10 protein-coding genes are annotated in these 14,218 nt (G+C 47.4%); 2 read left to right on the top strand and 8 right to left on the bottom strand.

Annotation, left to right across the window (positions count from 1 at the left end; all coding sequences use genetic code 11):
* Positions 1 to 129 precede the first annotated feature (129 nt).
* Positions 130 to 1,524: a DNA recombination protein RmuC gene (gene rmuC / locus HMPREF1640_RS11595; protein WP_036895015.1), complete on the bottom strand. Its 1,395-nt coding sequence runs from the start codon at positions 1,522 to 1,524 to the stop codon at positions 130 to 132.
* 6 nt (positions 1,525 to 1,530) lie between these two features.
* Complete coding sequence (locus tag HMPREF1640_RS11590) at positions 1,531 to 2,838, bottom strand: MATE family efflux transporter (RefSeq protein ID WP_036895025.1); 1,308 nt, start codon at positions 2,836 to 2,838, stop codon at positions 1,531 to 1,533.
* Positions 2,839 to 3,091: 253 nt separating this feature from the next.
* Between HMPREF1640_RS11590 and HMPREF1640_RS11585 the strand changes: the two genes are divergently transcribed.
* Together HMPREF1640_RS11585 and HMPREF1640_RS11580 are read left to right on the top strand one after the other, a co-directional pair.
* A complete protein-coding gene (locus HMPREF1640_RS11585; RefSeq protein ID WP_052051830.1) occupies positions 3,092 to 4,042 on the top strand; it encodes a hypothetical protein in 951 nt (316 codons plus the stop codon).
* Positions 4,039 to 5,259, top strand: coding sequence for a GH25 family lysozyme (locus HMPREF1640_RS11580; RefSeq protein ID WP_036895013.1), 1,221 nt, complete (start codon positions 4,039 to 4,041; stop codon positions 5,257 to 5,259). The genes HMPREF1640_RS11585 and HMPREF1640_RS11580 overlap by 4 nt, the downstream gene beginning before the upstream one ends.
* A gap of 16 nt (positions 5,260 to 5,275) precedes the next feature.
* Here the strand turns inward: HMPREF1640_RS11580 and HMPREF1640_RS11575 are convergent, their stop codons facing one another.
* The 6 genes from HMPREF1640_RS11575 to HMPREF1640_RS11550 form a co-directional block, all read right to left on the bottom strand.
* On the bottom strand, positions 5,276 to 6,100 hold the full coding sequence (locus HMPREF1640_RS11575) for a hypothetical protein (protein ID WP_156098807.1): 825 nt from the start codon (positions 6,098 to 6,100) through the stop codon (positions 5,276 to 5,278).
* Between the two features lie 74 nt (positions 6,101 to 6,174).
* Positions 6,175 to 6,807, bottom strand: coding sequence for a hypothetical protein (locus HMPREF1640_RS12645; RefSeq protein WP_052051829.1), 633 nt, complete (start codon positions 6,805 to 6,807; stop codon positions 6,175 to 6,177).
* A 12-nt stretch (positions 6,808 to 6,819) separates the two neighbouring features.
* Positions 6,820 to 10,293: a hypothetical protein gene (locus HMPREF1640_RS11565; protein WP_036895009.1), complete on the bottom strand. Its 3,474-nt coding sequence runs from the start codon at positions 10,291 to 10,293 to the stop codon at positions 6,820 to 6,822.
* Between the two features lie 21 nt (positions 10,294 to 10,314).
* Complete coding sequence (locus HMPREF1640_RS11560; RefSeq protein WP_052051831.1) at positions 10,315 to 11,799, bottom strand: hypothetical protein; 1,485 nt, start codon at positions 11,797 to 11,799, stop codon at positions 10,315 to 10,317.
* A 176-nt stretch (positions 11,800 to 11,975) separates the two neighbouring features.
* Positions 11,976 to 12,410 (bottom strand): hypothetical protein, encoded by a 435-nt coding sequence (locus HMPREF1640_RS11555; RefSeq protein ID WP_036895004.1) that lies wholly within the window; start codon positions 12,408 to 12,410, stop codon positions 11,976 to 11,978.
* Positions 12,407 to 13,792 carry a hypothetical protein gene (locus HMPREF1640_RS11550; protein WP_197051515.1) on the bottom strand — a complete coding sequence of 462 codons (1,386 nt, stop codon included), beginning with the start codon at positions 13,790 to 13,792 and terminating at the stop codon, positions 12,407 to 12,409. Before HMPREF1640_RS11550 ends, HMPREF1640_RS11555 begins: the two co-directional genes overlap by 4 nt.
* Positions 13,793 to 14,218: the final 426 nt, after the last annotated feature.

The raw sequence follows: 14,218 nt of genomic DNA, 5'->3' as shown, positions 1-14,218 counted from the left end.
CAATAATTTTTTTTCAACAACCACTCCTTGACACCATGCTCAAACAGAGTTGTTGGCTTGACGTCGTGTCACCATTTCAAGAACATTTGCCCACGAGCCTGCAATGTAGCGACATGGCATCCACGAAGGTTACAAATCGCCAAGCTCGTTCTCGGATGAAGGTATGGGATAGTTCGCTGCTTCTTTCACGCCCAGTTGTTTCATCTCATTGGCCTTGCGTACAACGCTCTGCCTACCTGTGTAAACCTTGTTGTAAGCGTCGTCATAATCCTTGCCCAACGTGTCGATGTCTTTTTTCACCTTGTCAAAACGTTTGACAAACTCGCCTACTCGCTTAAGCAGTTCTTCGGCTATACCGTATATTTTAATTTGATTTTCTGTTTGGGCGTATTGACGCCACGCTATCTCTATCATCTTCAAGATGGCCATCAGGTTTTGTTGCGAAGTGATAAAGACATGCTTGGCAAAGGCATCGTTCCACAAGCGTTTGTCAGTGGCCATCGCCAATTGCAGCGCGCCCTCGTTGGGGACAAACATTATCACGAAGTCTATGGCGCGCCTGGGTGGCCTGATGTAGCTGCTATAATCTTTTTTGGCCAAGCTTGTGAATTGGGTGCGAACGTTTCGCGCCAAGTCATTGGCGTATTTTCTCTTGAGATCGTCATTGTCCGTGTTTACGTATAGCTCATAAGCCTCTATCGACATCTTAGAGTCTATGATCACATCCTCGTTTTTAGGATAGTGCAATATCACGTCGGGCACCATGCGCTTGCCGCTCTCGGCATTGAGCACCGCGTTTCCTTTGTGATCCGTGATAACTTGTTGTACATCGTAGTTCACTCCTTGTTTGAAACCGTTTTGCTCCAAAATGTCTGTCAATATCAGCTCCCCCCAATTGCCTTGTATCTTGTTGCCGCCCCGCATCACGTTGGCCAGTCGGGTGGCCGCGCTGTCTATTTTTTGCGTTCGCTCGGCCATCTCCCTCAATTGTTGTGACAGCGAAGCCGCGCTTTTAGCCGTCTCTTGGTTGGTGTTGTAGATGGCCTCGTGCAGTTTGTCAATGTTTTCTTTCAGCGGAGCGGTCAGCGCGGACATTGTCTCGGTGTTTCTCGATTTCAACTTGTCGGCCGACTGGTCGAGCAGTTTGACCGCCAAGTTCTCAAATTGCGTGCGCACCGTCTCTAATTGCGCCGCAAATTGTTGTTGCCGCTGTACCTCAAGCTTTTGGTCTTGCTCCTGTTTTCTCCGCTCTTTCTCTGCGTTTTGCTGTCGTTCGGCTGTCAATTGGACTTGCGCGGCGCCAAGCGATACTTTGGCATCGGTGAGTTGTTGGCGTAAATTTTGCAGTTCATCGTTGGATGTATCTATCTTGGCCTGCAAGCCTTTGATGGTCTCCGCCTCCATGTCCGCCTGCTTGTTGGCCAACACTAAAGCTGTTTGCGCAGTTTTCTTCTGTCCCTGCAATACCAAGTACGCGATAACAAATCCAACAACAATACCCGCTAAAATAAAAGCTAACTCCATGTCCTCTCAAAATTTTATCTGTTTTTTCATCATGATATGTTGCGCCAAACCGCGCATGGCAAGATACGCTATGAAAGACATCCACAACGCATGGTTGGTAGGCAAGCATGCCTTGCCCGAAAAGAAAAGAACAAAAAACACCACGGTGGACGCCACGCTGGATACCAACATGGCTCTCGTGGCCGTGATGCCAATAAAGATGCCGTCATAGACAAAGGCTGCCACACCTGCCAACGGAATGAGACAAGCCCAATAAAAATACTCGTCGGCAGCCGCGATGACAGCATGCTCGCTGGTGAGCAAGCCCAAAAACGCGTTGCCACCCAAAACATACACCAACGTGAAGCCTATGACCATGAGCGCTCCCCAGCCAAAAAGCCTACGAACGGTGGCATGCAGCCGGACCCCATCTTGGGCGCCATAGAGCAAGCCTGCCAATGCCTCGCCTGCAAAAGCGAAGCCGTCCATGATGTAGCTGAACAACGTGAAAAACGTCATGAGCAACGTGTTCACGGCCAGCTGCATGTCGCCTTGGCGCGCGCCAGCGGAGGTAAAGAAAAGATTGACGACAACAAGGCAGATCGTTCTGAGAAATATATCGCGGTTTACGGTGAAAAAAGCCCCCCATGTCACCATGCCAGAATTGACAGCCTTGTCAGTGCGTCGCGGATGGGTATATAAACGCAGCAGACGGTATGCGTGCCAAAGGGCAAATAGGAAACCGCACCATTGGGCTATGAGTGTGCCCAACGCTACACCCGATATGTGCATGCCTAAACCAAACACTAAAGTGAGCGACGCCACCACGTTGACAATATTTTGCAAGATGGCGACAGTCATGGGTATCTTGGTGTTTTGCAATCCGATGAACCATCCGTTCAATGCGTACAGCCCAAGCATCGCGGGCGCTCCCCAAATCACTATGCTGAAATAGGTGGTGACCATCGGTCTAATCTGAATGGATGGCCCGATGAGGTGGAGCGTGAGTTGACAAAGTGGCGCCTGCAGCGCCAGAAAACACAGGGCTATGGCCCCGGATATGTACATGGAACGGCGCAACAGTAGTTTAACGGACGAATGGTCCTCACGGCCAAGGGCCTGCGATGTCATGCCACTGGTACCCATACGGAGAAAGCCAAACAGCCAATAGATCACATTGAACATCATGGTGCCAACCGCGACAGCGGCAATGTATTGCTCGGAGCCCATGTGCCCGACAATGGACAAATCGGCCAAGCCAAGCAAGGGAACGGTAATGTTGCTTATGATAGATGGCACGGCCAACCGCAAAATGTCATTGTCTGTCTGTTGCATCGCTCTGGTTTCTTTTACAAAGGTAATTAAAAATGATGGAATGGGATATGCGAACGTAGGGAAATTCACGTAAAAAATATAAACGGCGACTACCGTCTGATAAATATAATAAATGGATAAAAAGCCATGGAACGAGATGTTATCGACAAAGAAAATGATTAACTTTGCATGTGTGAAAATATACATTTCGAGGCGTATGAGACCCATGCGTATGTACATGAGACTGCATGGCGCGCAATGATGTTATGGGAACATGAGATATTTCAAAACGAAAGAATACAGACATGACGCGCTTTTCAGAGTTCGCGTCATAGCGACAGTAATCATTGTGGCTGTTGCCATAACTATGATCACCAGGCTATTCCCTGCCAGCAAAGACGATCTCGGGAGATGTGTATGCCATGTGGATGGGTACTCGCAGTTGTGCGTGACGAATGGTCGAGACACGGTAGTGGTGCGGCAAGACTCTATCAGTCAGGTCGGCGTGTGGGCTGACAAACATTGGTGGTGGCCAAGTTGTCGCGGACGAGTGCTTACTGTCGCGCAGGGCGAGCCATCAACGTGTGAGGCCGATCGGCGAAACGTTGACAATATAGAGCAAAAAATAAACATCGTGACCGACTCTATTAAGCGGATTATAGCTCGAAATGAAATCGAACAAAAAGAGATAAATTATTATTTCCGTAGTCATGGAGTGCAAGATGAGGGCTATATGAAAATAGCCCAACACGCTGAACGACAAAAGAAAGAAACAGACTCGCTAAAGAGAACCTTTCTAATACTTAAAAAATACAAGCCTCGTCACGGCGATACCTTGAAGCGAAGATACCTGCTGTGGGTATCGTGGCGCGACCGGGATGGCAAATTGCAAACCGAGAAATGTAAGGAAGCGATAACCGATGTGGCTTGCGCAGGGGAACCGTTTGTCGTACAAACTTGCCAAAAAACAAAACCACGTGGCGTGTATGCCGTGCGAAACATTCCGTGGCGCGTGTGCCGAAAGACGAACGTCATCACTGTTACGCCAGTTGCGCCAAATGCCGTCATGAAACGCGAAGCCGTCTTGGTGCCTGGAAGAAGTGTGGACGGACGGCTGCGCGACGTGCCGGAATTGTTCGCTCAAGATGGCAGCCCCGTGTTTAACGCTTATGGCGAGTTTCTCGGTTTGGTCTACAAAAACAGGATAGCGAGGATCAAGAAATGAACGGTAAAACACACGATACAGGGTATAAGGCATGGATGTTTCTTGCCTTTTTAACGGCAATCATGTTGCCATGCGCATGCACCATAAACCAAAGCGACACTACAGTGGTGACCTATGGCAACATGACCTATCGGGGTGAGACGGTAAACGGCAAGCGTGAAGGCCTGGGCGCGCTCTACGCAGGTGACTCTTTGGTCTATTCGGGAGCGTGGCACAACAACATGAGGCATGGCAAAGGATGGGCCATCGATAGCTTGGGCAGGAGGGTTGACGCCATCTGGGACCATGATACCATCGTGACAGGAACTCGACATGACTCCTTGGGAGTGTACCGCGGGCAGTTTGATCACCGGTTGATGGCACACGGACATGGCACGTATCGCGACGCGGAGGGAGGAATTTTCGAGGGCGTTTGGAAACATGACAAACGCAACGGATTTGGGTTCTCGTCGCAACGCTCACTATTCAGGGTGGGCGAATGGAAAAACAACGTGTATAAAGGCGAGCGTTTGAGCTATTCGTCAGACCGTATTTATGGTATCGACATATCCAAACACCAGCATGTAAAAAAGAAAAAACATTGTAAAATATTTTGGGACAAACTACGCGTTACGCATTTGGGAACGCTGTCAAATAAATGCGTAAACGATGTGGTGGACTATAAAATATCATTTATTTTTATCAAGTCTACAGAGGGGACGAGTGTTGTGAACAAGTTTTACAAAGCGGATTATGCTGCTGCCCGAGCGCATGGTTACCCGGTGGGCTCCTATCATTTTTTCTCTTACCATACCTCTGGAAGCGCGCAAGCGGCAACATTCTTGCGGCATTCATACTTCAAGAAAGGCGATTTGCCTCCTGTTTTGGATCTCGAGCCCCTTCCCTCTCATGTCAAAAAGATGGGGGGAGCGCATGCCATGTGGCAAAGGGTAAGGGCTTGGCTCTATGCCGTTGAGCGCAAGACGGGCATGCGTCCCATCCTGTATGTCAGCCAAATGTTTGTAAACAAGTATCTTGACGAGGCTCCAGATATCAAAAGCGGCTATCCGGTATGGATAGCAAGATATGGCGAGTACAAACCCGACGTTAAACTATGGATATGGCAGTTGGCTCCCGATGGAAGGGTTTTGGGCATTCATGGAGATGTAGACATCAATATTTTCAATGGTTACAGCAATGAGTTCAAGCAATGGTTGGAAAAAGTCCGTATGAAATAGGCCGCTTGGCCACCATCTAATCTACCTTTCTCATCAGCATGCCATTGCCCGCGTCGATTTGTCTCGACTCTTCAACCAATGTATAAACAAACTCGTTGTTATCTCCAAAATCACAATACAAACGATGAGCCTGATATTTATAAGTGCCATAAGTGGTCTTTCCGCCGCAGGTCTCGGCTATTTGATCACCATGTATTTTCAAGGAGATGCCGCCATAGTCTGTCTCTATATACCAGTTGCCCTGTATCCACCCGGGCGCTTTCTCAGGGGCGGCATTGCTGTTAAACGATGGTGCGGAACCTGCGTCTGACTGGTCATCTGTATAGTTTTCGCTCGTGTCAGATAGGCCTACATCATCGGCCGTGTAGCTTGTCGATGTGCCGCATTGACGAACAACAAAGGTCATAGCCACTACAAAAACAACCGCGAGCACAAGATTTTTCTTAATGTACCCCTTAGATTTGTACTTTGCAAATATCATGTTTTCACCATGAATATCTGTATTGAAAGGATGAGCGTTAAGAGGGTTGGATGTTTTCTGGATGTTGTTAAAATTGGGATAAATTGGCGGTGGCACGCTACTCGCCTTGCAATCGTCAGTTTGAGTCGGTGAATTAGAATATACCTCAGCGTGGTCTTGCTTCTTGTACGTGCTGTCGTTTGTATCCGCACGGTCTGCAGACTCCAATGTTTCGGCGTTCATTTGCTTGCCAACGCTCTCGTCATCCACGGCAAACGTGAAAGGCATTCCACAACGCGGACAGTTACATTGCAATTCCTGCATGCCCGGCGCATCCGCCAAATCAAATCTGTATCTACATTTAGGACATTTCACTTTCATCGTTACCGGTGTTCCTTTCTTGTTTTCTTAATTGTTGTAAGCGTTCTTGGTTTATAACGTCTAAAGTCACAATGTCATTCAAACGACAGTTTGGCTTTCTTGGTAACTCGCCATATTGCGCCGTCTCGCTGGGCCACACCTTCCTCGATCGTTTTAATTCGACGAGGATATTGTTTGGTGTTGCCCTCTATTCTGCACACTGGCTTGACTATCTGGCTAATACTGATCATTGCCGTGGCAATGGCATCAGAGGTGTCTATCATGATAAACTGTCCATTAATTCCGTCTTCCGTGCGTAACTGATAGACACTTTTACCCACTTGTTCCGTGGGGCTATACTCCATGAACAGGCCATCCGGGGTTGGTGCCGGCAGGTACAAGGTCTCCACGGAACGACTTGATACGTTGTCCTTTGATACCATGTTGTTAGTCGTCAGAGCTTTCTCCGAAGACGTTCGGTTTCTATCCACGCATTCTTCATGGATTTGAAGCTGTGTCTCCGATGCCAAATTAAAGGTTTCGGAACCTTTCTCCCCATCTCCTTGACGTATGGCGCCAGTGCCTTTAAGGAGGTTTTGCAACTCGACAATCTGTTTAGCTTGTTTTTTTAGCGCGGTCTCGAGCTTGTCTATCCTTGCGACGATTGGCTCTATCATATTGGAGACATCATCGTATGACACGTTGTTGTTTTTGTTTTTGTTAAACATCGATAATGCCTTTTACAAGTTTTCAATGAGATTGTCACGTATGCACCCAATGATTGGATAGAAGAATACGGCGTCCTCTATGGTGTCATTGGCATTTCGCTCAGGCTCATTCTTGTTCATATAGTTCCATCCATTGAGCAGGTGATGCTCCAAATCCTTGTTTACCAACTCCTTGAAACGGGCAAGGGAAAGATTGTCTACAAGGAAGCGATCAACGACATGGATGTCGTCGCAGAGTGTGCAGAAGAAGTCGTTAAACTGTTTTACTGACGCCACGATGGCCGATCGTACCTCTGTTTTGTCCATATCGGCGTAAGTAAGACGCTCTTGGTCAATGGTGGAATAGTTGTATTTCAAGTTAGATTCAAAACCATCCAACATTTGATTAAGTTGTTCCACATTAGCGCATCCACTCGAGTCGCGCACTTGCATCAATGCTCCACGGCATGTAATCTGCTTTGGTTCTTTACGCTCCATGACCACAGAGAACCCATCTTCACCATACTTTTCACCGTAGACCCGCTCGAATATCGCTTGGGACAACAAGTCAAGCTCGCGTTGGCTGCCCACAATATCAAGAATTTTAGATCCCGTTCCAGAGAACATGGCCGACCGAGGCTTGTCCAATCCACGGTGTCTCATCATCGACGCCACATAGTAGAGGAGCGTGGAATAGAAATAAATGAACACTATTTTGAAACGCCCATCTTCGTTCAGCCTTTGGTTATAGGAGAACACATCGTTTCCTGCCACCACTTTATTTTGTATGACCGAAAAGAGGAACGCGTTAATGTCCTCACTCTTTCGCTTGGACATGATGTCGTCAAGAATGCCGTTCAGTTCTCCGTAGCGGTCGTCGTCAGCGTCAAATAGTTTACGAAAATATGCCACGTATTTGGCTAACATTGGGTTGCTGTCACCATGAGGGACCTCCGAGAAGCCATCGCCCAAAACGGCGTTGGCGGCGAAACGAAACGATGTCAAGATAGTGGGTTGCTGGGCATTAGGCTCGAATACCACCACGTCGCTCGACCCACCACCAATATCTATGGATGCCACCGATGAGGCGGAACCGCGAAATTGGCTTGACCCTCGATAGAAATAGTAGGGCGCCACAGACTCGGGCATCTGTATTAACTGACGTTCGTCGGCTTCGAAACCAAAGACATGCTTGAACGTTTTTGCCCACATCTCGCCCAATTTCCGAATGTTTCCCACTTTCATGGCCAATGGGTAGAACCAGATGAGCCGTGTCTTGCTCAAGTCTCCATTTTCCAATAAAACCTTGGCGCGCATCAAAAGGGCCAGCTCCGTGAGGTAAGCGCGCACGCGCTTAGCCGTCTCTATCTCTGTGGACCATTTCAGGTTAGCCACAATGCGATTGCCATATCCCACGGATTCCTTTTCGTAAATGAAAGGGATGTTCGCGTCGCCGAGAGCCACTATCTCATCAATATTCTCAACGTCAAGCCGTTCTGACTCGGAAAGAACCGTGCGCTGTGGAAATCTATAATCATGGCCGATATTGCGTGGCAAAAACTCTTGCTTCATGATGACATCGTACAAAATGTGCTCTCCGTTATACAAGGTAGCTAAAAGCCGTTCTTTTGCGTCAGAGCTTAGTGTCAGAGGTTCAGGCATTTGTCCTTGGCGCATGCTCTCAACATGTGTGTTTGTCGTGCCAAAATCCACAGCGAAGGTAAATGCCTCGTGTCCATTGGCGTCGCTCGCCCATCTTGGGCATACCACTCCCTCAGACATGAGGTTGCCCCGCTCGTCAAAAATTTGCACGTTAGCAAAATCGAAAGCTCCTGCCAATCGATAATAATCAGACCCCACGCGTTTCTCGTTTTTCAGGCTTTTTGAACGCTTCACCGTTGGCAACACTTCCAAGTCGCCATTGTCATTAGATGCGAAAAACTCAAGATTTAAACGGCAATTCTCCAACAATCCCAAAGCTCTGTCAATGAGCTGGACGGTGTATTGCTTGAGGTTTGCTGACTTGATAAATGGGAAAACGCCAAGAGCGAAAGGCACCGTGAGGAAGTAACCTCGGTTGTTCTCCCTGTCATAGCGCATGTCCACGCCCACGGCTTGTACGTAAATGCGCTCCAACGTGACAAAGGCGCCTTGCTTTTGCACTGGTATACGCAGTATAACCTTGATGGTTTCCTGCCGTCCTGTCTGCGTGTGTATCATCTCAAAGCGCGGTCGTCCGGCTATGGTGCCCCACAAATCACTTACCGTGAAGTATTTGAAATAAGTTTTGCTAAGAGGCAACAAGAAATCATTGTTGTCCGTTTCCCTGCTTCCTTGTGTCATGTTGCCATTGAAAAAGCAGTCCCTATCCATTGTATAGTCAAGCTTGATAAGTGACGGAAGGAAGAAATCGTCGTCAGTAAGCCAAGGATATTGGTGCGACGTGGCTGGCAAGATCCGTTTGTCGGGTTCCATCGCATAGTCTTCGGGCGTGATCACGGTCAGGTCGTCCCAATCGCTGGTGACATATCTGAAAGGCGACGTTCGTGGCGCGTTCAAGTGGTTTTGAAGCACCAATGGCAATCGCTCGCCGTGGGGTACGATGGATGGCTCAATACGAAAATCGCTTTTTTGTATGGCTTCTTGGATATCCGATTTGCGAGCGCAATAGAACGGAATGCCCAACGCTTGTATTCCCTGCTCGGTCAAATCGTAGCTCACTTTGAGATATTGCAGCGCCCGTTCGCTACTTTCATAGTCTAAAGTTTCCGGGTTGCCAATGTTTGTCAAAATCTCTTGCCTGAGCTGTGGCGCGAGCAAACCGAAACTCGTAATGAGGTAGGCGTTCACTTCGGCGCACATTTTTTTCAGTTCTGGATAGGCCGTGAAGAGCGCGTAAATACACTTCACGAATTTTGGCTCGCGCATGTGCAGCGGTCGCGTGAGGTCAAACACGTTCACGTTTTGCTCCACGGGAATGGCATAAAGGTTTGGCCGAGCATTGGGAGTGGCCATGAATAGCGTCACGGGCGACGTGCATCCAATGACCTTGTTGCCGTGTACGAGAAAATAAAGGCGATCCATGTGGTCAAAATTGAAAGCCTCTTTGTCTTGGTCCAAAAACATCTCCATGGTGTCGCCCAATAGTTTGTGCTGCGTGTCGGCTTTCAATTGCTGTAGCGCTCCAGCCTTGTTCCACTCCACTACGTGTAATTTTGATTGCAGCTCCGGCAAGTTGAAGAAGAGTTGTGCCACGTCCAATGCGTTGCCCACCAACCTCTCATCCATCAGCTCTCCATTGAGATTGGCGTTCGCCGCCAACCTTCTAAAGGCGTTTTTCACCAAGTCCATTTGCGCAAATGGAGATGGAATGGCTGTGCGCGGCACCGCCGACAGTCCGCCGTTAGGGTCGCTGATCATGTTTATCTCGTCAGCGCCGTATTGGCTTGTCAAGGGTATCCATCCCTCGCCTGTAGTTTTGTTGTTATATGATAATATCTTGGACATTATGTTATTAACCTTTCACGTTTAAATCAAACCATTGTATTTCTCATCGATCAGCTTGTCGAGAGTCTCGTCAAGCAGCGCCATCAGCCGTAATGGCACTTCGCCAGATGCAAACCTGCCATTCTTCACGGCCGTTTGCGACGCTTTGTTCATAGCTCCCAGAATGGTCTTGTAATTAATCTCGCCACCGAAAAAGCTTTTCTTTGGAGCCACTCCGTTCACGGCATCGGAGAGTTGAGTGGTGTTGAGGTTGAACGGTACAAAAGCTCTCTGGTTGCCAGCCAGCTCTTTGAGCCACGTGCGATATCCCACGAAAAAGTCGTTGGTGAGCGTAGAAAAGAAACTTGTGGCCAAAAAACTATTTTGTATCTCGGGTTTGTCCTGCGTGTAGCCCCTGCCTATATCATCTCTAAATTGATGCGTGAGATATTGGTAAGCTAAGTAAAATTTAGCCATAGGCCTATTTACCAAAACTCGAGTGCAAAGCCCAAAGTCTTTGAGTGTGAGCGACATTCTGTCGTTGCTCAATCCATATTCCTTGTAAATGGGATTGCTTGCGTTGCCATTCTTGGTCACCATTTGGTCTTTAGGAATACCCATAAAGTCGATGACGGCCAGCGCACCCACGTATTCCACCACGTGCGCTTCATTGCGCTGACCATTGCCCCCGGGGTCGTTATAGTATGGATTTGACGGCACCTCGTCGCCCAAATAATAACAAGCGTTTATTTTTGACAAGCCCAAATCCACTCCACCCTGAGTGAGTCCCGTCAAGTTGTCATGATAATAGAATAGCGCCGATTTTGTTTTCGAGATGAAATCTGCCCTGCTTATCGGACTTTTCTCGTCTTGTTGCACATTGAAATAAGGCAGTACTGTCAACGCCCCAATCCTTGCGTCGCGCAAATCGCCACGGTTGTTGATTGCCGCGTTGTTGCCAGCATTGCGTATATTCTTCACAATGATGGGATAGCCTGCGGCTCCGGTACCCCCGAAGATACTGGAGACGACAAAAATATAATCGTCCTTGCCAAATACATTAGAAAACTGTCTGAACTCCTCTGAGTCTTTAAACTGATTTAATGCCACCGAACCTATGTTGGGAGAACCCACAAATCCTATGTCCATCTTGGTTTGCAACTGGTCGTCGGAAAACAGCATGGAGCACAACGCTTGGTTAGCCGTGTCGAGCGTGTTATAGAAAATAAAATCCTGAAACTTCTTGGATTCTACCGCCCCAAGATTAAACAGGAACGTGTCACTAAGATTTGAGCCTCCGGGAAGTATGTCACTGAGTGTGGATATTTTCACGGAGAAGAAGCCTTTAGGCACATCCACCGCCTCGCCATAAAGCGCGCGACGTATATCGCGGTACCAGCGTAACAGGTTTTCTGTACGTTTCAAGTCTTCGTTAGCCTTGTGTGGGTCCACGATAATGGGTATCACCTCTGCCGAAATGGGATTCCCCTGCTCATCCATGGGGTGTACGCCCGACGCAAATTGCATGATCAATGGGCGCATCACGCGCGATCCGGTTCCACCAACTAAAAATAAGAATAGTCTCATTGCATTATTTAGGTATTGCGTTTGGGTTGTTAACGCTCTGTCTTGCGATAGGCTTGCGACCGCTTTTTAATGGCTAAAGGCCCATGGTCATTCTCTCCCAAACTCATTTTTTCATTTCATTCAGGTATTGGCGTGTGTCTACAATTGCCACTCCACCACCTGATAGCAAACGAGGCGATGGTGAAAAGCACCGCCGTTACCACAAAATCGATGATGGAGAAATTTAGCAATTGGCCCGAATAGTCTATTGACAGCGCACCGTCCAAATATATATAGTTGACCACAGAAGCCACTATAGATACCGCAAGCAGACTTATAAGCCAATGGTACCAACGACTGAAGCTCACGCTATTGATCACGTAATAGAACAACGCGGCGACGCCCCATGCCATCACGGAGCTAATAACCGCTACCACGAAATAATGGTTTTCATTGTACATCTCGTTGGCAAATTCGCTCTGGCTGTCCGCCATCTCAAACACCAAGGACGGGAAAATCATGAAGAGCGCCGTTAGCACGGCTCCCCCAATCAATAAAATTGAATTTTTCATTTGTCAAGTTTTAATTCAAGCTCAAAAAAGCACGGCCTACGATCAGTGTATCGCTTATAACTGTTCCATATACCACCGAGAATATATTTAAGCGCGAATGTAGACCTCGAGTCGGGCGTCAAATCGTTCTCCGTAGTACAATTCTCAATCCATTCAGGCATACGATTAAGCAATTTTATCTCCACATCCTGTTCGTGATTAATACGGTTTGCCGACAGGATAAATATGTGTGTAGCCGTGCCAATATATTGTTTTTGTGCCGGTGTCATGTCCGCTTTCTCTATTTTTCTGATAGCCTTAAGTTTGATATCGTCGTCGGCCTCCACCATATAGTTGCCCTTGTCGCACAAGTATCGCTGATCTATGAGCATGTCACTCAAGTCTACGGCCAACACCAACTGTACGTCACCCGAGTTTTTGTCGGGCTTGACATCTTCCAAACTCTTTATTTGGTAACCTTGTCCATGTGCTGGCTTAAATCGGCCTCGTACGTCATGGTTGGTCAACAAAAACGAGTGGTAAGGCTCGTAAAGATCCTCTGCCGTGAAAAGGCACATGTTGTCATACCCTCTCATGCCTTGTATCTCTGAGAAAAAACGCAATGAAGGGTCTTGCGTCAATCGTTTGATATTCTCGTTAGAACCCACGACAAGAATGTAATAAGGACGCTTTCCCGCAAACTGATGCGCACTGTTGTCATACGCGTAATACGGCCCATTGTATGAGCCTATCATCCGTATGGCAACCATCGACTTGTTTTTCACCTCGTCCTTGAACACGGCACTTATCATCTCCTCAGCCTCGTTGAACACTTTTTGGGGATTAACGTTTGCCATGTCACGCACGGAATAGATCATGTCTGTTACCAAAATGCTCACCTCATCCTTGTTAGTCTTGTTGAGCACCTTGTCAAATATCTTTCTGAAATCAGTGTATCCTTTTTCCCCAATGCTGTCCATTTTCACATCTCCGGGCAAGCTGTTTTGGAGCGACATGATGGTAGAGCGAAACGATCCGTCGCCATCTTTGCTATCGTAAGGCGTCATGCTCCCACTGCGCTCTATGAACAAGCGGAACGTGAGCTTGTCATGACCTTGGCCGATAATGGTCACCTCAAAGGGTGGCCTGCGGTGCTCGAAGAAATCGGAGATATATTCTTGCACCTCTTGCACATCCATCTGCCCATCCTTGTAAAATTCCTTGAAATTGGCTTTGTTGTTATCAAGAAAAGTCACTATCTGTGCCCAGTCTCCGCTGTCAATGGTTTTGTCCTGCTCGGCCAACTCTATCAGCAACGCGTTAAACTCTTTTTTCGCGCTATTAGAGCATCCTGCAAATATGCATGCAAGGGCAAACAGCACGCAACACACTAAATTCCTCATAACTATATAGATGTTTTTTTTGTCCATATTGTTGCAAAAATACTAAAAATAAACGAGAAAAGTCTTTTTTCTTACGTGAAAAATCATGTTAAAAAACAAGTCTTAATCTTGGGTAAATTTATGGCGCTCGCATGCGTTGCGAGCCGATCGCGCCACTTGGACGAATGTTTAAAATGCGCTCACGCTATACATCCTTGAGAAAATGGCACACACAGACCATTTAAGAATGTCACTATTACGACTTAATAATTGTGTACCAAAATAATTGACAAGTCGTTAAAATCTTAAAGAAAATGACAAAACACGCATACATTAGGCTTAAAATGAGCTAAAATAGCAGTTTTGTTAAAATCCAAAAAATCAACCATTTACAAGTGACCGAAAAGGTATGGCAAATTTTATGTTAACACTCTTCTTCACCATTAT

This window comes from Prevotella sp. S7-1-8, from assembly GCF_000758925.1.
Taxonomy (GTDB): Bacteria; Bacteroidota; Bacteroidia; order Bacteroidales; family Bacteroidaceae; genus Prevotella.
This window is presented reverse-complemented; position numbering and strand designations above follow the sequence as displayed.

What these genes read in the sequence shown, in the direction of transcription:
- HMPREF1640_RS11560 (WP_052051831.1), bottom strand. Translation starts at nt 11,799, where the DNA reads ATGCAATTTGCGTCGGGCGTACACCCCATGGATGAGCAGGGGAATCCC.
- HMPREF1640_RS11565 (WP_036895009.1), bottom strand. Translation starts at nt 10,293, where the DNA reads ATGTCCAAGATATTATCATATAACAACAAAACTACAGGCGAGGGATGG.
- rmuC (WP_036895015.1), bottom strand. Translation starts at nt 1,524, where the DNA reads ATGGAGTTAGCTTTTATTTTAGCGGGTATTGTTGTTGGATTTGTTATC.
- HMPREF1640_RS11550 (WP_197051515.1), bottom strand. Translation starts at nt 13,792, where the DNA reads ATGAGGAATTTAGTGTGTTGCGTGCTGTTTGCCCTTGCATGCATATTT.
- HMPREF1640_RS11590 (WP_036895025.1), bottom strand. Translation starts at nt 2,838, where the DNA reads ATGCAACAGACAGACAATGACATTTTGCGGTTGGCCGTGCCATCTATC.
- HMPREF1640_RS11585 (WP_052051830.1), top strand. Translation starts at nt 3,092, where the DNA reads ATGAGATATTTCAAAACGAAAGAATACAGACATGACGCGCTTTTCAGA.
- HMPREF1640_RS11575 (WP_156098807.1), bottom strand. Translation starts at nt 6,100, where the DNA reads ATGAAAGTGAAATGTCCTAAATGTAGATACAGATTTGATTTGGCGGAT.
- HMPREF1640_RS12645 (WP_052051829.1), bottom strand. Translation starts at nt 6,807, where the DNA reads ATGTTTAACAAAAACAAAAACAACAACGTGTCATACGATGATGTCTCC.
- HMPREF1640_RS11580 (WP_036895013.1), top strand. Translation starts at nt 4,039, where the DNA reads ATGAACGGTAAAACACACGATACAGGGTATAAGGCATGGATGTTTCTT.
- HMPREF1640_RS11555 (WP_036895004.1), bottom strand. Translation starts at nt 12,410, where the DNA reads ATGAAAAATTCAATTTTATTGATTGGGGGAGCCGTGCTAACGGCGCTC.